Source organism: Uliginosibacterium sp. H1 (assembly GCF_036017065.1).
Classification (GTDB): domain Bacteria; phylum Pseudomonadota; class Gammaproteobacteria; order Burkholderiales; family Rhodocyclaceae; genus Uliginosibacterium.
In genome coordinates this window covers 1,412,403-1,428,354 of record NZ_JAYXHR010000002.1, presented here as the reverse complement: position 1 = coordinate 1,428,354, position 15,952 = coordinate 1,412,403, and the positions used below count along the sequence as shown (strand labels likewise).

The following is a 15,952-nucleotide window of genomic DNA, read 5'->3' as shown; positions in this document are numbered from 1 at the left end:
GCGCCGTCAAAAAAGCCCAACCTAGATGATCTTCCACCGCGCCGCCCTGCGTGAGTTCGTGTCCACTGCGGCGGCGTTGTTCGTGGGCCTGTCCTTCATCATGGTCACCGTGGTGCTGATCCGCTTCCTCAGCCAGGCGGCGGGCGGGCAGGTGCCGGCAGACGCCGTGCTGGCGCTGATCGGCTTCACCTCGCTCAACTGGATGCCGATCTCGCTGTCGCTGTCGGTGTTCGTCGCCATCCTGCTGACGCTGGCGCGCAACTGGCGCGAATCCGAAATGGTGGTGTGGTTCGCCTCCGGCCAGCCACTGACGGCGTGGATCGCGCCGGTGCTACGTTTCGCGGTTCCCATCGTGGTGGTGATCGGTGCATTGTCGCTGTACGTGTCGCCCTGGGCGCAGAAGAAGGCGGCGGAATACCGCAAGGAGCTGGAAGCACGCGAAGAAGTATCGCGGGTGACGCCCGGCGTGTTCCGCGAGATCGCCAGTGCGCAACGCGTGTTCTACGTGGAATCGGTGGCAGGCGACGAGGGCCGCGTCCGCAACGTGTTCGTGGTGACCGCGCGCGAAGGCAAGCACAACGTCACGGTGGCCGCGAGCGGACGCATCGAACTGGCGAAGAACGGCGACCGCTTCATGGTGCTGGAAAACGGCCGTCGCTACGAGGGCGAGCCGGGCCGCCAGGATTTCCGGGTGATGAACTTCGCCAGCTATGCGCTGCGCATCGAGCCCAAGGAAGTGGAGCGCGTGGCGCTGTCCACCAAGACCGCCACCAGCGCCCAGCTGGTCACGCTGCCGACCGAGCAGAATCTGGGTGAGCTGCTGCGGCGGATCAGCCTGCCGGTGTCGGCGGCGATCCTGGCCCTGCTGGCGATCCCGCTGTCTTTCGTGAACCCGCGCGGTGGGCGCGCCTACAGTCTGGTCTTCGCAATCCTGCTGTTCACCGTCTACATCAACCTCATCGGCATCGGCCAGGCCTGGGTCGGCCAGGGACGCGCCGGCTTCGCAACGGCGATGGCCAGCATCCACCTGCCGATGCTGGCGCTGTTCAGCGTGCTGATGTGGCGCCGTACCAACCCCAACCGCCGCTGGTTCAGCTGGCTGCGACGCGGGGGTCCGGCATGAGGACGCTGAACGCCTACCTGCGGCGCGAGGTGCTCGGCTCGATCGCCCTCGTGCTGCTGGCCTTCCTGGCGCTGTTCGCCATCTTCGACTTCCTGGCGGAGCTGGACGAACTGGGACGCGGCACTTACCGGCTCAAGCACGTCATCATCTATGTGCTGCTGACGCTGCCGGGACGCGCCTACGAAGTGATGCCGATCGCGGCGCTGATCGGCACCCTGCTGGGCCTGACCATCCTTGCGCGTAATTCCGAGATCACCGTGATGCGCAGCTCCGGCGTGTCACTGCAACGCCTGCTGGGCAGCCTGTTGAAGACCGGCACCCTCCTCGTGCTGCTGACGCTGATCCTCGGCGAGCTGATCGTGCCACCACTGGAGCGGGCCGCCCAGCGCTGGCGGTTGATGAGCACGCAAAGCACGCTGAAACAGGATTTTATCACCGGCACCTGGATGCGCGACGGTGCGCTGTTCATCAACATCCGCAGGGCCCAGCCGAACGGCCAACTGGAAGGTGTCCGCCTCTACGAGTTCGACCGTGAACACCGCTTGATCTCGCTGGCCAGCGCAGAGCGTGGCGAGTTCACCTTCGGCACCGGCTGGCGCCTGTTCGATGCCACGCAGATCATCTTCCTGCCCGACCACACGGAACGCAACGTACAGCCGGAGTTGAGCTGGGCCTCGGAGCTGACGCCGGAAATGGTCAGCGTGGCGATGGTGACACCGGAGCGCATGGCGATCCGCTCGCTGTATCCCTACGTGAAGCACATGCTGGACAACAACCAGCGTGCCGGCCGTTACGCGGTCGCGCTCTGGAAAAAGGTGATCTACCCGTTTGCGTCGCTGATCATGATGGCCCTGGCCCTGCCCTTCGCACTGGGCAACCAGCGCAGCGGCAACATCGGCGGCCGCCTGCTCATCGGCGTGATGCTGGGCATGGGCTTCCACCTGCTCAATGGCCTGTTCGGCAACCTGGGCATCATCAACAACTGGTCGCCGTGGTGGAGCGCGTCCGCGCCGAGCATCCTGTTCATGCTGGCGGCCGCAGCCCTGATCTGGAAAGCGGAACGGCGCTGAGTACCGGCGCGCTGCCTGCTCGGTGCTGACTACTCGGCACTAACTACTCGGGTTTGAGGCGGGGAACCAGCACGATGCAGGTTCCCGCCCAGCGGTCATGCGGAAACTGGCGATCGCGATCCACCCAGGCAGTCCAGATCAATCCGACACCGGACAGCAATAGCAGCAGCGACGGCCACGCATAGACGTAGCGCAGCACGAGTTGCTTCATGGACGCCGGCTTGCCGCTGGCAGCATCCACGATCTGCAGGCTCCAGGTCTGCATCGCCAGCGACTGGCCGTTGTGACGCCACACCGCGACGAAGTAGATCCCCATCAGCACGAATACGTGCAACCACAGCGCCCAGCCGGGGGCAGCCCACTTGAAGCCGATGGAAAGCGCCACTTGCGGCGCCAGGCCACCAACCACCAGCACACCGAAAGCGGGCAGGGATTCGTAGATCAGGCAGGTGATGCGACGGCGCAGGGAGGCGAGTTCAACCACCGGGCGCTGCGGCGCACCGGCGACTGCTGAAACGGCGTTCATTGCTGGTGAGGATCGGTCGGAAGAAATCCGCTGTCCGGCTGTGAGGGAGCCGGCATGATATCCGCAGGCGCCACACCGGGCTCGGACTGCGGCAGCGCCTGCTGCGGCTCACTGGCGGTCGGCGCCGGGCGCGCTGCCTGCGGACGGACGCCCTGCGGTACCACCAGCATGGCCATCGGCACCTGCACGGTGGGCGCGGTGATCGACAGTACCGGTGCGGTTGTCGTCTGGCGGGGCTGGCTGGGCGCGGCGCGTGCCGTCTTCAGCTTCGCCTTGTCCTCCGGCGACAGGGCCGAATATTCCTCCCACTTCTGGCGGAGTTCGCGGCGGGCCTGCGGCGAAACGGTCTGCAGCTTCCGGTACTGGCCGCGGGCTTTCTCACGCTCCACCGCGCTCAGGCGCGTCCATTCGCGCATGCGGTCCTGCATGCGCTGCTGCTCGACGGGCGTCAGGCGGTCGTAGCGCGCGGCGATCACCAGCCATTTTTCGCGACGATCGTCGCCAAGGCGGTCCCACTCCTTGGCAAGCGGGGCCAGGCTCGCGCGCTGGGCGGCCGACAGCTGCTTCCATCTGAGCGTCGCGAGCGCCGCCACGTCGCCAGCCTCTGCGGCCGGCAACACCACGTCGGTATAGGTCTGGGGAGGCGTGACGGGCTTGCGCTGTCCCAGCCAGACCGTGGCGGCCACCGCCAGGGCGACGATGCCGGCCAGGCCGGCGAGGATCAGCTGGCGTCGGGCTCGGACATGCGTAGCCATGCGTCGAATCCCTTGTCCAGATAGGCATCGATAGGCAGATCGTCTACCAGTAGCTGGCTGTCGACCTCGGCCATTTCGGTATTGCGTTCCAGTCCCATCCAGTAGTCGGTGCCCGCCACGGCCACCAGCAGGGCCAGCGACAGCGCCAGGCCACCGCCGTATTCCATGCCCAGGGTCAGCAAGCCGCGACCGGCGCCGGCCAGCGAAAAGCGCGATTCAGCAACCACGGCATGACGCGCCAGCGCAACCTGGCGGGCCGATTGCAGGCGCTGGGCCGTCGCGGTGTCCAGGCCGTTCAGTCCGGCATTGAGCTTGTTGCGCAGCTTCAGGCCGAACTCGCGCTCGGCGGCTTCGGACAGCAAGTGCAGGTCATCTTGGGGGGCTGGCTGGTTCATAGTGTTATCCCTTTGGCACGCAAGGCGGCCGCCAGCGTATGGGTGGCGCGCGAGCAGTGCGTCTTGACACTGCCTTCCGAGCATCCCATCGCCGCGGCGGTTTCCGCGATGTCCATTTCTTCCCAGTAACGCATCAGGAAGGCCTCACGTTGACGTGCCGGCAATCTTTCGATCTCCCGCTCGATCAGCGCCAGCACCTGGCTGCGCTCGAGGTGGGTGCGGGGATCGGGCTCGTGCTTCGACTCGTCGGCACTTTCCAGAGTTTCGAGCGGATCGAATTCTTCGCCATCCTCGCCGACGCCGAAGGCGGACAGCAGCGTGGTCCACATGCTGCGCACCTTGCTGCGGCGGAACCAGTCGCGGATGGCGTTCTGGAGGATGCGCTGGAACAGCAGCGGCAGCTCTTCGGCGGGCCGGCCACTGTACTTCTCGGCCAGCTTGAGCATCGCGTCCTGCACGATGTCGAGCGCGGCCTCTTCGTCGCGCACGGCGTACTGCGCCTGACGGAAGGCGCGCCGTTCGACGGAAGCGAGAAAGTCCGAGAGTTCGCTGCGTGATGCCAGGATCTACCCCGTATTGAGCGCGTAGTTATGCGTTGTTGCGCCCCGTTGCCTTGACCGGAATCTGTGGCGCCGGTAAGGTAGCGGGTTCCTTATTGGGGGGTTTTGCCTAGGTGCAGCAATGGTCTTGACGGGTGCCGAGATTGTAGTCAGGTGTCTCCAGGAAGAAAAGGTCGAGTACCTTTTCGGTTATCCGGGTGGCGCTGTACTGTTCATTTATGACGAACTGTTCAAGCAGGAACAGGTTCGCCACGTCCTCGTCCGTCACGAGCAGGCTGCAGTCCACGCCGCCGACGGCTATGCGCGCAGCACCGACAAGGTGGGCGTTGCGCTGGTGACCTCCGGTCCCGGCGCGACCAATGCCGTGACCGGCATCGCGACCGCCTACATGGACTCGATCCCGATGGTGATCATCAGCGGCCAGGTGCCGACTGCCGCCATCGGCCTGGATGCCTTCCAGGAAGTCGACACGGTGGGCATCACGCGCCCATGCGTCAAGCACAACATCCTGGTGAAGGACATCCGCGACATCGCCCCGGCGATCAAGAAGGCGTTCTACATCGCGAAAACCGGCCGCCCCGGCCCGGTGCTGGTGGATATCCCCAAGGACATCACCGCCCAGCGCGCCGAGTACAGCTACCCGCAGGAAGTTTCGCTGCGCTCGTACAACCCGGTGGTCAAGGGTCACAGCGGCCAGATCCGCAAGGCGGCCCAGCTGCTGCTGGAAGCCAAGCGCCCGATGATCTACACCGGCGGCGGCGTGATCCTGTCCGACGCCGCCAAGCAAGTGACCAAGCTGGCCCGCCAGCTCGGCTTCCCGGTCACCAACACGCTGATGGGCCTGGGCGGCTACCCCGCCTCCGACAAGCAGTTCGTCGGCATGCTGGGCATGCATGGCACCTACGAAGCCAACATGGCCATGCACTACTGCGACGTGCTGCTGGCCGTGGGCGCGCGCTTCGACGACCGCGTGATCGGCGACCCGAAGCACTTCCAGGCCGAGCCGCGCAAGATCATCCACATCGACATCGACCCGTCCTCCATCTCCAAGCGGGTGAAGGTGGACGTGCCCATCGTCGGCGACGTGAAGGAAGTGCTGGAAGAACTGGCGCGCCTGATCGAGGCCGGCGAGAAGCCGAACCCCGAGAACACTTCGGCCTGGTGGCGCCAGATCGACGAGTGGCGCAGCAAGCAGTGCATGGTCTACAAGAACTCGGACGAGGTCATCAAACCGCAGTTCGTCGTGCAGAAGCTGTGGGAGGTCACCAGCGGCGATGCCTTCGTGTGTTCCGACGTCGGCCAGCACCAGATGTGGGCCGCGCAGTACTACCACTTCGACGAACCGCGCCGCTGGATCAACTCCGGTGGCCTGGGCACCATGGGCTTCGGCCTGCCGGCCGCGATGGGCGTGCAGCTTGCGCACCCGGACAAGCCGGTCGCCGTCATCACCGGCGAAGGCTCCATCCAGATGTGCATCCAGGAACTGTCCACCTGCAAGCAGTTCCGCCTGCCGATCAAGGTGCTGAGCCTGAACAACCGCTACCTGGGCATGGTTCGCCAGTGGCAGCAGTTCTTCCACGGCAACCGCTACTCCGAGTCCTACATGGATTCGCTGCCCGACTTCGCCAAGCTGGCCGAAGCCTATGGCCACATCGGCATCCAGGTGACGAAGCCTTCGGACGTCGAACCGGTGCTGCGCGAGGTGTACACCAAGCACAAGAACGACTTGGTCTTCCTCGACTTCCAGGTCGACCCGACCGAGAACGTCTACCCGATGGTGCAAGGCGGCAAGGGCCTCACCGAGATGATCCTGGGTTCCGAAGACCTGTAAGCGACCGACCATGCGACACGTCATTTCCCTGCTGCTGGAAAACGAAGCCGGCGCCCTCTCCCGCGTCTCGGGCCTGTTCTCGGCACGCGGCTACAACATTGAATCGCTGACCGTGGCACCGACCGAAGATCCGTCGATGTCGCGCATGACCATCGTCACCTCCGGATCGGACGACGTGGTCGAGCAAATCACCAAGCAGCTCAACAAGCTGATCGAGGTGGTGAAGGTGGTGGACCTCTCGGAAGCCGCCCACATCGAGCGCGAGCTGATGCTCATCAAGGTGCGCGCCGTGGGCAAGGACCGCGAGGAGATGAAGCGCATGGTGGATATCTTCCGCGGCCGCATCATCGACGTCACCGATTCCAGCTACGTCGTGGAGCTCACCGGCTCGCAGGACAAACTCGACTCCTTCATCAGCGCCATCGACCGCGAACTGATCCTCGAAACCGTACGCACCGGCGTATCGGGCATCGGCCGCGGCGACCGTATTCTCAAAGTCTGACGGAGCGGCGCCGCGCGGCGCGCTTCGACTCCCTCGAAACAAAGGAACTCTCATGAAAGTCTATTACGACAAGGACGCCGACCTCTCCCTAATCAAGGGCAAGCAGGTCGCCATCATCGGCTACGGCTCGCAAGGCCACGCCCACGCCCAGAACCTGCGCGACAGCGGCGTCAACGTCGTCGTCGGTCTGCGCAAGGGCGGCGCGTCCTGGTCCAAGGTCGAAGCCGCCGGCATCAAGGTTGCCGAGGTGAATGACGCGGTGAAGGCTGCCGACGTCGTCATGATCCTGCTGCCCGACGAGAACATCCCCGAGGTGTACAAGAACAACGTCGAGCCGAACATCAAGCAAGGCGCCACCCTGGCCTTCGCCCACGGCTTCAACATCCACTACAACCAGGTCATCCCGCGCGCCGACCTCGACGTGATCATGGTCGCCCCGAAGGGCCCCGGCCACACGGTGCGCTCCGAGTACCTGAAGGGTGGCGGCGTGCCGTCCCTGATCGCCATCTACCAGGACAAGTCCGGCAAGGCCAAGGACGTCGCCCTGTCCTACGCGGCTGCCAACGGCGGCACCAAGGGTGGCGTGATCGAGACCGATTTCCGTGAAGAAACCGAGACCGACCTGTTTGGCGAACAGGCCGTGCTGTGCGGCGGCGCCGTCGAGCTGGTGAAGGCCGGCTTCGAAGTGCTGGTGGAAGCCGGCTATGCCCCCGAGATGGCCTACTTCGAGTGCCTGCACGAGCTGAAGCTGATCGTCGACCTGATGTACGAGGGCGGCATCGCCAACATGAACTACTCGATCTCGAACAACGCCGAGTACGGCGAGTACGTGACCGGCCCGGAAGTCATCAACGCCCAGTCCAAGGAAGCCATGCGCGCCGCGTTGAAGCGCATCCAGACCGGTGAATACGCCAAGATGTTCATCCAGGAAGGCAAGACCAACTACCCGAGCATGACCGCCCGCCGCCGCCTGACCGCTGCCCACCCGATCGAGCAGGTCGGTTCGCAGCTGCGCGCGATGATGCCGTGGATCTCCAAGAACAAGCTGGTCGACCAGTCCAAGAACTAAGCAGTACGCGCGGCTTCGCGCCATTGAAAAGGCCGCCCGCAAGGCGGCCTTTTTGTTTGCCTCCGCTTTCCCGCCTTGCCTGTGTGTCTCACCACCGGAGAAACCGCATGCAACTCCCCGTCCTGTACACCTCGCGCTTGCGCCTCGATGAGCTGACACTCGCCGATGCGGACGATGTCACCCGCATGGCGTCGTCCTTCGCCATCGCACGCATGACCGTCGCAGTGCCTCACCCCTATCCGGTCGGTGCCGCAGCGGCATGGATCTCGACCCATCCTGTCTTGCGGGAAAGGGGCAGCGACCTGGTCTGGGCCATCCGCCACCCGCAGCGACTGGTCGGCGTCATGGGGCTGCATCGCATGGTGGCAGGCCATCAGGCGGAGATCGGCTACTGGCTGGGCGAGGCGCATCACGGGCTCGGCATCGCGACCGAAGCACTGCAGGCGGTGTGCCGCTGGGCGCTGGGCGACGGCGGGCTGATCCGCATCACCGGCCGGCACCGCGCCGCCAATCCGGCTTCCGGCCAGGTCATGCGCAAAGCGGGTTTCCGCCACGAAGACACCCTGCGGTGCGCCCATCTCCACTTCGGCGAACTCGACGACACCGTGCTGTACGGACTGCTGCGGGACGATCCCGTAGCCACGTAGTGCTTGCCTGGCCGCGGCGCCCCTGATGTGCTAAGCCGAGACCAGACGCCATGCGATAACCGCGACGGGAACAGGACTTACTTTGTGCTGCCTCACCCGTTGGCAGGACCGCCTTGCTACCATTCGACCGGGCTGAATGCCTTCGATTGCCGTCATGTCGATTGCGATTGCGATCGCGCCACACCCACAGGAGCAATGCGCCTTGGATTTCGAGAACGATCCGCTGCCCGCCGACACGCACGCGCTGGAGAAGCGCCGCCGCGGCATCTACATCCTGCCCAATCTCTTCACCACCGGCTGCCTTTTCTGCGGCTTCTACGCCATCGTGCAGGCCATGAACGGCCGCTACGAGCACGCGGTGGTCGCGATCTTCATCGCGATGGTGCTCGATAGCCTGGACGGCCGCGTCGCGCGCCTGACCAACACGCAGAGCCAGTTCGGTGCGGAGTACGACTCGCTGGCCGACATGGTGTCCTTCGGCGCCGCCCCCTCTCTGGTCGTCTATGAATGGGCGATGCGCGACCTCGGCAAGCTGGGCTGGATCTGTGCCTTCGTCTATTGCGCCGCCGCCGCCCTGCGCCTGGCCCGTTTCAACACCAACATCGCCGTCGTCGACAAGCGCTTCTTCCAGGGCCTGCCCAGCCCCGCCGCCGCGGCGCTGGTGGCCGGCTTCGTGTGGCTGATGCTGGACAACGAGATCGCCGGGCCCGACGTGCGTTACTTCGCCTGTGCCATCACCGTGTTCGCCGGCGTCAGCATGGTGAGCAACGTGTTCTTCTACAGCGGCAAGAGCATCAACCTGCGCCGCAGCGTGCCCTTCGCGGTCGCCCTGCTGTTCGTCGTCGCCCTCATCGTGCTGAGCAGCTACCCACCCGGCGTGCTGTTCGCACTGTTCATCTGCTACGCCCTGTCCGGTTACGTGATGTACGTGTGGCGCCTGCTGCGCAAGCGGCGCCCGGCCAGCGCGTCCTGAGCGGAGCTCCGCCATGACCGATCGTCTCGTCATCTTCGACACCACGCTGCGCGACGGCGAGCAGAGCCCCGGCGCGTCGATGACGCGTGAGGAGAAGGTACGCATCGCGCGGCAGCTCGAACGCATGCGCGTCGACGTCATCGAGGCCGGCTTCGCAGCCGCCTCCAACGGCGACTTCGAGGCGGTGCGCGCGGTGGCGGAGGCAGTGCAGGACTCCACCGTGTGTTCGCTGGCCCGCGCCAACGAGAACGACATCCGCCGTGCCGGCGAGGCGATCACACCGGCAAAATCCGGCCGCATCCACACCTTCATCGCCACCAGCCCGATCCACATGGAGAAGAAGCTGCGCATGGCGCCCGACCAGGTGGTCGAGCAGGCCGTGCGCGCCATCGGCTGGGCGCGTGCGTACACCGACGACGTGGAGTTCTCCGCCGAGGACGCCGGCCGCTCGGAAGTGGACTTCCTGTGCCGCGTCTTCGAGCGCGTCATCGCCGCCGGCGCGAAGACCATCAACGTGCCCGACACCGTGGGCTACAACACGCCGGAGCAGTTCGCCGAACTGATCCGTTCGCTGATCGCCCGCGTGCCCAATGCCGACAAGGTGGTGTGGTCGGTGCATTGCCACAACGACCTCGGTCTCGCCGTCGCCAACTCGCTGGCCGCCGTAATGGCCGGCGCGCGCCAGGTGGAATGCACGGTGAACGGACTGGGCGAGCGCGCGGGCAATGCGTCGATGGAAGAAGTGGTGATGGCGGTGCGCACGCGCGGCGATCTCTTCCCGGTGCACACCCGCATCGACACTACGCAGATCGTGCCGGCCTCCAAACTGGTGTCGCAGATCACCGGCTACCCGGTGCAGCCCAACAAGGCCATCGTCGGCGCCAACGCCTTCGCGCATGAGTCCGGCATTCACCAGGATGGCGTGCTGAAGCACCGCGAAACCTACGAGATCATGCGCGCCGAGGACGTGGGCTGGACCGCCAACCGCCTGACGCTGGGCAAGCTGTCGGGGCGCAACGCCTTTCGCGCGCGTCTGCAGGAAATCGGCATCGGCATCGAATCGGAAGAACAGCTCAACGCCGCCTTCGCGCGCTTCAAGGAACTCGCCGACAAAAAGCAGGAAATCTTCGACGAAGACCTGCATGCGCTGATGTCGGACGAGACCGTGACGCCCGAGGACGAGCACTTCAAGCTGGTCGCCTCGCGCGTGCATTCCGAAACCGGCGAGGCGCCACAGGCCGCGCTCACGCTGAACATCGCCGGCAAGGAACATCGCACCGAGTCCACCGGCTCCGGCCCTGTCGACGCCAGCTTCCGTGCCATCGAGAAGGTCGCGCAAAGCGACGCGCAATTGCTGCTGTACTCGGTGAATGCCATCACCACCGGCACCGATGCGCAAGGCGAAGTCACCGTGCGTCTCGCCAAGGGTAGTCGCGTGGTGAATGGCCAGGGCGCGGATACCGACATCATCGTCGCCTCCGCCAAGGCCTACCTCAACGCGCTGAACAAGCTGCATACCAACACGCTGCGTGTGGATCCACAGGGCGAAACGCCCTGATGGAAATCCGCTCGCGGGCAAACGCCGATCACTATCTGTGGGGTGATGGCTGCGATGGCTGGCACCTGCTCAAGGATGCAGCGCTGTCAGTGATCGAAGAGCGCGTGCCGCCCGGCAAGAGCGAAACGCGGCACACCCACGTCCACACGCAACAGTGCTTCTACGTGCTGGCCGGCAAGGCCGTCATCGAGGTGGAAGGCAGGGAGTTCGCACTGCAGGCGGGCGACAGCCTCGCGATACCTGCCGGCGTGCCGCACCAGTTCTTCAATCGCGGGCAGGACGACGTGCGCTTCCTGGTCGTTTCCCAGCCCGCAGTCAACGGCGACCGTAAGCCGGCCTGAGACGTCGCCTTGCGGACGTCATGCGGCGAAACGCATCTGCAAGCCGAACTTGTCGTTGCGGAATCCGCAGGCCTCGTAGAAACCGACGTTCTCTGCCCTGCCGGTGCACAGCATGAGCTTGTAGCATCCCGCCGCGCGCGCCATCTCCTGCGCATGACGCATCATCGTGCGGCCCACGCCGGTGCGGCGCGCGGGCGCGGAGACGATGACGTTCTCGACCACCGCAAAGGGTCTGCCGCCATGCGCCAGGCTGGCGCACAGATACAGGCTGAAGGAACCGACGATACAGCCGTCATGCTCCGCCACCAGCAAGGCCCCTTGCGCCCGGAGAGCGCTCAGGATGCGCAGCGCGTCACCGTCGGCGGGCCGTGGCTCCGGTGCACGATCGTAGTCGTCGTACAGCTCCAGCACTGCGGCGAGGTCGTCTCCGGTCGCGTGGCGTACCTCGGTCATGCCTGCACCTGCCTCGACGGTGCCGTGCGCTTCGCATACACCGCACACGCCACGAAGAGGCCGACCGACAGGACGGTCTGCGCCCAGCCCAGTGTCGTCGATACACCGCTGTCGCTGGTCGCACGCACGATACCTTCGGTGAAGTACAGCCACACCGCAAGACTCATCCACTGGAAGGTATAGCGGCGGCCATGCAGCATGCCGCGCAAGGCAGCGAGCAGCGGCAGGACTTTCAACACCCACCAGGTGCCGCCGGGCTTCAAGGGCGCCAGCCACATTTCCCAGGCCACGCCGAGCGCAATGAGTGCGAGCAGGCAACCCACGCCGAACCACTGCCATGAAGCCGGCCTCATGCGGACTCCGTGGCCAGGCGCAAAGCCACTTCGGCCAGGCGCTTGCCCTGCGCAAAAGCCAGTGCGCGCTCGTCCTCGGTGAGCAGGGGGTCGGATGAAATGCCGGCGAGATGACTGGCGCCGTAGGGGGTACCCCCGCTGCGCGTGGCGTTGAGGCCGGGCTCCGTATAGGGCAGGCCCATCACCAGCATGCCGTGGTGGAACAAGGGCAGCATCATCGACAGCAAGGTGGTTTCCTGCCCGCCGTGCATGGACGAGGTGGACGTGAACACGCAGGCCGGCTTGCCCGCCAGCGCCCCGGCCAACCACTGGCTGGCCGTGCCGTCCAGAAAGTACTTCATGGCCGAGGCCATGTTGCCGAAGCGCGTCGGCGAGCCCAGCGCGAGGCCGACGCATTCTTCGAGGTCACGCAATTCGACATAGGGCGGGCCGTCGGCGGGAATGTCCTCTTCCACCGCTTCACACACCGTCGACACGCGCGGCACCGTGCGCACCCGCGCCGCCGCGCCCCGCACGCTGTCGATGCCACGCGCCACCTGTTCGGCCAGCGCCCGCACCGAGCCCCGGTGGCTGTAGTAGAGAACAAGGATGTCCTGCGTATTTGCCTGCATCGGTGGGACGCGCCCCGGCCAGTAGAATAGGCGGCCATTCTACTTGCCCCGCCGTTCATGAACCTGTCTGCGCGTGCCCAGCATTGGCGCCAACACACCGTCCTCGAATTCGTGCAGATGGTGCTGGCGCGTTTCCGCGACACGCGCGGCATGCAGATCGCCGGCAGCCTGACGTTCACCACGCTGCTGTCGCTGGTGCCGCTGGTGACGGTGGTGCTGCTGGTGACCAGCCAGTTCGACGGCTTCTCCAGCATCGGCGTGGAGGCGCGCAACTTCCTCGTGCGCAACCTGCTGCCCGACCGCGCCGGCAAGGTCATCACCACCTATGCGCTGCAGTTCAGCCAGAAGGCCTCGAACCTGACCGTGCTCGGCACCGCGCTGTTGCTGATCACCGCGGTCATGCTGCTGCAGACGGTGGACCGCACGCTCAATGCCATCTGGAACATTCCGCAGCCACGCCGCTGGTACGTGACCCTGCCGACCTACTGGGTGGTGCTGACGCTGGGACCACTGGTGTTCGCGCTCGGCGTGTTCGCCATGGTGTACGTGGTGAAGGCCTCGGTCGGCGCCATCGACGGGCCCAGCTGGGTGCGCGGCTTCGCATTCACCCTCGGCACGGCCGGCCTGATGTCGGCGCTGTTTGCCTACCTCTTCCACGCGGTGCCGAACCGGCGCCTCAACCTCTGGCACAGCATCGCCGGCGGCCTGATCGCGGGCCTGGGCACGATGCTGGTCCAGCGCCTGTTCGGCCTGTATCTCGCGCGCCTGCCCAACTTCACGCTGATCTACGGCACCTTCTCGGTCCTGCCGATCTTCCTGCTGTGGTTGTATGCCTCATGGTGCGCAATCCTGCTCGGCGCCACCGTGGCCGCCAGCCTGCCGGACTTCCTGGCGCGCCGCCGCCTGCTGCCGGACACGCCGCTGGGACGTTTCCGCGCCGGGCTCCTGCTGGTACGCGCGCTGACCCGTGCCCAGCATGCCGGCAAGACGTCCACGCTGGATGCGCTCGCCACTGCCTGTGGCCAGACGGTGGGCAGCGTGGAAGGCATGCTGTTGCGGCTTGCCGAAGGCGGGGTCGCCACCCGCACCGAGGACGGCGACTGGCTGCTGTGCGCGGCGGGGGACCGCCTCACGCTGGGAGAACTGACGAGTTACTTCCTGCTGGAGGCGGAGCCGCGCGACATGCTCGACGATCCGCTCGTACTGCGCCTGCGCGGCGCGCTGGACGTCCCGGTGGTCCAGCTCGACGAAGCTCAGATCGGGTAGGGATCGATCTCGAACTGGAACAGCTCGACGCTGGAGGTCTGCATGTCCAGGCTGAGCAGGCGTCCCTGCGCGACGTAGAGCCGGTCGACATCCGAGATCAGCAGGAAGCGGCGCGAGGTGTACGTGCCGGACGGAGCGAGCACCGCCTGGTGCTTGCGCAAGGCCGGCAGCACCGGCAGCACCAGCGCATCCACCATCGGGTTCTGCCGGTCGTTGCCACGGAAACCGACCTGCACGGGGATCGCGCCCTTGGACACGATCTGCAGGCCCAGCTCCACATGGCCAGGCTTGTCGGTGCGCATCCAGCGCACCAGGCACAGGCTCCAGGCCTCGCCCGGCGACGCACGCAGGCACAGCACCGAGCCCGCCATGATGCCGCCGGTCAAGCCGCTGACATGCAGGATGGCGATACCGCCCGGGCTTTCGTTCTGCACCTTCCAGTGCGACATCACCTCGGCCGGGTCGCGACGGCCGCGCAGCACTTCCCAGATCGCCTGCAGGCCGACGCACACGTCGACTTCATACTCCTGCCGACGGCGCGGCTGCTCGCGCTTGGCCGGCGCCGACCAGCGCTGGCGCAGGCGCTGCAACAGCGAAACCGGCTGCACGCCCGGATACAGTTCGCTCGGCTCCAGCTCCGGGCCGCCGCGCCCACCTTCGTGGCGAGCCAGCGCTTCCGCGGCACGACGGGCCAGTGGCTGCGTGGAGAAGAACAACAGGCCGTTGCGCGAAGGCGGCTCGCGACGCGAACACGCTTGCGGCTCGGCGCCTTCGTCCGGATCGATCCAGTACCAGCCGCCTTCCAGCGACTGCGGCTTTTCGGCCTGCACGTGCGCCTGGCCGCTTATGCGGGTGAGATATTCCGCCGCCCAGTCCAGCTCGGCCGGCGACAGGCTGCGCGGCGCCACGGTCGGCAGCGCCAGCAGGCGCTTGTAGGCGAACAACGCGGTTTCGGCGGGGCTGCCCGGGGGCAGGCTGGGGTCCGCCTCCATGCGCGACAGCAGGTAGAGCTGGTAAGCCGTCGCCCACATCTCGGGAGCCGGCTCGGTCCCCGCCAGATTGATGACGAGGAAATGTTCGGTGAGGATGCGCAGGGCACGCGCGGAAGCCGTCTCGTTCAGGCGGCGCTGGCTGCGGATCGCCCCCTGGCGTGCGTCCGACAGGACGCGGACGAAACCCACCGCGACGCGGAACAACGAATCGGCGAGGAGACGGACCGATTGCAGGCGATCCGTTTCAAGCGGGAGCTTCTCGGTGCGCAACTCGCGCCGCACTTCGCCGGACAGTTGCAAGGCCCGGCTGTAGAAGAGTTCGATACAGCGATGGAACTGCGCGCTGGTCACCCCTGGCGTGGCCAGCGCCGCCAGCTTGGCAGCAAGCGCCCGCGACTCGGCATCGAGGTCGGGCGTGGGCTGCGAGGTAAGCCAGTCGATGACGTCGCCGACGACATCATTCCTGGTGGAGGTGACTGACATGGGGGCGCTTGGGGTATGGGGGTGGGGGTCGAGGGCCGATTCTATTTCATGCGCCCGATTCTGCGCAGCCCGTCCGGCAGCCACCGGGACGGGTTTTCAAGGAGGCTTGCTATTGACGTCCTCCCCCGATAGAATGCTGGGCTTTTCGTATTCCGACTCAGGATACTGACATGGTTGTCATTCGTCTCGCTCGTGGCGGCGCTAAGAAGCGTCCGTTCTACAACATCGTCGCCGCTGATTCGCGCAACCGTCGTGACGGCCGCTTCATCGAGCGCGTGGGTTTCTACAACCCGGTCGCCGCTGGCGCCGAAGTCACGCTGTCGGTGAACGCCGAACGTCTGAGCTACTGGCAACAGAACGGCGCCAAGCTCTCCCCGACGGTCGAGCGTCTGGTCAAGCAACAAGCCAAGAGCGCCGCTGCGGCCTGAGCTGCAGTCGCGATCT

The 15,952-nt window shown here is 65.8% G+C and carries 19 protein-coding genes; 11 read left to right on the top strand and 8 right to left on the bottom strand.

Annotated elements, in window-relative coordinates:
- Positions 1–25 precede the first annotated feature (25 nt).
- The gene (lptF, locus tag VVD47_RS16135; RefSeq protein WP_327604512.1) at positions 26–1,123 is read left to right on the top strand and encodes an LPS export ABC transporter permease LptF; all 1,098 of its coding nucleotides are present in this window, start codon (positions 26–28) and stop codon (positions 1,121–1,123) included.
- Positions 1,120–2,193: an LPS export ABC transporter permease LptG gene (gene lptG / locus VVD47_RS16130; RefSeq protein WP_327604511.1), complete on the top strand. Its 1,074-nt coding sequence runs from the start codon at positions 1,120–1,122 to the stop codon at positions 2,191–2,193. Before lptF ends, lptG begins: the two co-directional genes overlap by 4 nt.
- A gap of 43 nt (positions 2,194–2,236) precedes the next feature.
- Here the strand turns inward: lptG and VVD47_RS16125 are convergent, their stop codons facing one another.
- From VVD47_RS16125 to VVD47_RS16110, 4 genes are read right to left on the bottom strand one after another with little or no spacing between them, the layout of a single operon-like run.
- A complete protein-coding gene (locus tag VVD47_RS16125) occupies positions 2,237–2,719 on the bottom strand; it encodes an RDD family protein (protein ID WP_327604510.1) in 483 nt (160 codons plus the stop codon).
- Entirely contained in the window at positions 2,716–3,474 is a 759-nt protein-coding gene (locus VVD47_RS16120) for a DUF3106 domain-containing protein (RefSeq protein ID WP_327604509.1), read from the bottom strand. The genes VVD47_RS16125 and VVD47_RS16120 overlap by 4 nt, the downstream gene beginning before the upstream one ends.
- Positions 3,441–3,869, bottom strand: a complete 429-nt coding sequence (locus VVD47_RS16115) for a DUF3619 family protein (protein ID WP_327604508.1) — start codon at positions 3,867–3,869, stop codon at positions 3,441–3,443. Before VVD47_RS16115 ends, VVD47_RS16120 begins: the two co-directional genes overlap by 34 nt.
- Positions 3,866–4,432 carry an RNA polymerase sigma factor gene (locus VVD47_RS16110; protein WP_327604659.1) on the bottom strand — a complete coding sequence of 189 codons (567 nt, stop codon included), beginning with the start codon at positions 4,430–4,432 and terminating at the stop codon, positions 3,866–3,868. Before VVD47_RS16110 ends, VVD47_RS16115 begins: the two co-directional genes overlap by 4 nt.
- Positions 4,433–4,550: 118 nt before the next feature.
- Between VVD47_RS16110 and VVD47_RS16105 the strand changes: the two genes are divergently transcribed.
- The 7 genes from VVD47_RS16105 to VVD47_RS16075 all read left to right on the top strand — a co-directional run bounded on the left by VVD47_RS16105 (position 4,551) and on the right by VVD47_RS16075 (position 11,350).
- Positions 4,551–6,260: an acetolactate synthase 3 catalytic subunit gene (locus tag VVD47_RS16105; RefSeq protein ID WP_327604507.1), complete on the top strand. Its 1,710-nt coding sequence runs from the start codon at positions 4,551–4,553 to the stop codon at positions 6,258–6,260.
- Positions 6,261–6,270: 10 nt separating this feature from the next.
- Positions 6,271–6,762: an acetolactate synthase small subunit gene (gene ilvN / locus VVD47_RS16100; RefSeq protein WP_327604506.1), complete on the top strand. Its 492-nt coding sequence runs from the start codon at positions 6,271–6,273 to the stop codon at positions 6,760–6,762.
- Positions 6,763–6,814: 52 nt separating this feature from the next.
- Positions 6,815–7,831 carry a ketol-acid reductoisomerase gene (gene ilvC / locus VVD47_RS16095; protein WP_327604505.1) on the top strand — a complete coding sequence of 339 codons (1,017 nt, stop codon included), beginning with the start codon at positions 6,815–6,817 and terminating at the stop codon, positions 7,829–7,831.
- Positions 7,832–7,938: 107 nt separating this feature from the next.
- On the top strand, positions 7,939–8,478 hold the full coding sequence (locus tag VVD47_RS16090) for a GNAT family N-acetyltransferase (RefSeq protein ID WP_327604504.1): 540 nt from the start codon (positions 7,939–7,941) through the stop codon (positions 8,476–8,478).
- Positions 8,479–8,680: 202 nt separating this feature from the next.
- Positions 8,681–9,451, top strand: a complete 771-nt coding sequence (gene pssA / locus VVD47_RS16085; RefSeq protein ID WP_327604503.1) for a CDP-diacylglycerol--serine O-phosphatidyltransferase — start codon at positions 8,681–8,683, stop codon at positions 9,449–9,451.
- A 13-nt stretch (positions 9,452–9,464) separates the two neighbouring features.
- Positions 9,465–11,009, top strand: a complete 1,545-nt coding sequence (locus tag VVD47_RS16080; RefSeq protein ID WP_327604502.1) for a 2-isopropylmalate synthase — start codon at positions 9,465–9,467, stop codon at positions 11,007–11,009.
- Positions 11,009–11,350, top strand: a complete 342-nt coding sequence (locus VVD47_RS16075) for a cupin domain-containing protein (protein ID WP_327604501.1) — start codon at positions 11,009–11,011, stop codon at positions 11,348–11,350. The genes VVD47_RS16080 and VVD47_RS16075 overlap by 1 nt, the downstream gene beginning before the upstream one ends.
- A gap of 18 nt (positions 11,351–11,368) precedes the next feature.
- On the opposite strand, the gene VVD47_RS16070 is transcribed toward VVD47_RS16075, so the two are convergent.
- From VVD47_RS16070 to wrbA, 3 genes are read right to left on the bottom strand one after another with little or no spacing between them, the layout of a single operon-like run.
- A complete protein-coding gene (locus VVD47_RS16070) occupies positions 11,369–11,803 on the bottom strand; it encodes a GNAT family N-acetyltransferase (protein ID WP_327604500.1) in 435 nt (144 codons plus the stop codon).
- On the bottom strand, positions 11,800–12,156 hold the full coding sequence (locus VVD47_RS16065) for a DUF2069 domain-containing protein (protein WP_327604499.1): 357 nt from the start codon (positions 12,154–12,156) through the stop codon (positions 11,800–11,802). Before VVD47_RS16065 ends, VVD47_RS16070 begins: the two co-directional genes overlap by 4 nt.
- Positions 12,153–12,767 carry an NAD(P)H:quinone oxidoreductase gene (gene wrbA, locus VVD47_RS16060; RefSeq protein ID WP_327604498.1) on the bottom strand — a complete coding sequence of 205 codons (615 nt, stop codon included), beginning with the start codon at positions 12,765–12,767 and terminating at the stop codon, positions 12,153–12,155. The genes VVD47_RS16065 and wrbA overlap by 4 nt, the downstream gene beginning before the upstream one ends.
- Positions 12,768–12,824: 57 nt before the next feature.
- Between wrbA and VVD47_RS16055 the strand changes: the two genes are divergently transcribed.
- Positions 12,825–14,033: a YihY family inner membrane protein gene (locus VVD47_RS16055; RefSeq protein WP_327604497.1), complete on the top strand. Its 1,209-nt coding sequence runs from the start codon at positions 12,825–12,827 to the stop codon at positions 14,031–14,033.
- Here VVD47_RS16055 and VVD47_RS16050 read toward each other — a convergent pair.
- Complete coding sequence (locus VVD47_RS16050) at positions 14,021–15,508, bottom strand: hypothetical protein (RefSeq protein ID WP_327604496.1); 1,488 nt, start codon at positions 15,506–15,508, stop codon at positions 14,021–14,023. The genes VVD47_RS16055 and VVD47_RS16050 overlap by 13 nt on opposite strands.
- Before the next feature lie 170 nt (positions 15,509–15,678).
- On the opposite strand from VVD47_RS16050, the gene rpsP reads away from it, so the two are divergent.
- Positions 15,679–15,936: a 30S ribosomal protein S16 gene (rpsP, locus tag VVD47_RS16045; RefSeq protein WP_327604495.1), complete on the top strand. Its 258-nt coding sequence runs from the start codon at positions 15,679–15,681 to the stop codon at positions 15,934–15,936.
- Positions 15,937–15,952: the final 16 nt, after the last annotated feature.

Coding starts and splice junctions, on each gene's coding strand:
- lptF (WP_327604512.1), top strand. CDS start 26: ATGATCTTCCACCGCGCCGCCCTGCGTGAGTTCGTGTCCACTGCGGCG.
- lptG (WP_327604511.1), top strand. CDS start 1,120: ATGAGGACGCTGAACGCCTACCTGCGGCGCGAGGTGCTCGGCTCGATC.
- VVD47_RS16125 (WP_327604510.1), bottom strand. CDS start 2,719: ATGAACGCCGTTTCAGCAGTCGCCGGTGCGCCGCAGCGCCCGGTGGTT.
- VVD47_RS16120 (WP_327604509.1), bottom strand. CDS start 3,474: ATGGCTACGCATGTCCGAGCCCGACGCCAGCTGATCCTCGCCGGCCTG.
- VVD47_RS16115 (WP_327604508.1), bottom strand. CDS start 3,869: ATGAACCAGCCAGCCCCCCAAGATGACCTGCACTTGCTGTCCGAAGCC.
- VVD47_RS16105 (WP_327604507.1), top strand. CDS start 4,551: ATGGTCTTGACGGGTGCCGAGATTGTAGTCAGGTGTCTCCAGGAAGAA.
- ilvN (WP_327604506.1), top strand. CDS start 6,271: ATGCGACACGTCATTTCCCTGCTGCTGGAAAACGAAGCCGGCGCCCTC.
- ilvC (WP_327604505.1), top strand. CDS start 6,815: ATGAAAGTCTATTACGACAAGGACGCCGACCTCTCCCTAATCAAGGGC.
- VVD47_RS16090 (WP_327604504.1), top strand. CDS start 7,939: ATGCAACTCCCCGTCCTGTACACCTCGCGCTTGCGCCTCGATGAGCTG.
- VVD47_RS16080 (WP_327604502.1), top strand. CDS start 9,465: ATGACCGATCGTCTCGTCATCTTCGACACCACGCTGCGCGACGGCGAG.
- VVD47_RS16075 (WP_327604501.1), top strand. CDS start 11,009: ATGGAAATCCGCTCGCGGGCAAACGCCGATCACTATCTGTGGGGTGAT.
- VVD47_RS16070 (WP_327604500.1), bottom strand. CDS start 11,803: ATGACCGAGGTACGCCACGCGACCGGAGACGACCTCGCCGCAGTGCTG.
- VVD47_RS16065 (WP_327604499.1), bottom strand. CDS start 12,156: ATGAGGCCGGCTTCATGGCAGTGGTTCGGCGTGGGTTGCCTGCTCGCA.
- wrbA (WP_327604498.1), bottom strand. CDS start 12,767: ATGCAGGCAAATACGCAGGACATCCTTGTTCTCTACTACAGCCACCGG.
- VVD47_RS16055 (WP_327604497.1), top strand. CDS start 12,825: ATGAACCTGTCTGCGCGTGCCCAGCATTGGCGCCAACACACCGTCCTC.
- VVD47_RS16050 (WP_327604496.1), bottom strand. CDS start 15,508: ATGTCAGTCACCTCCACCAGGAATGATGTCGTCGGCGACGTCATCGAC.
- rpsP (WP_327604495.1), top strand. CDS start 15,679: ATGGTTGTCATTCGTCTCGCTCGTGGCGGCGCTAAGAAGCGTCCGTTC.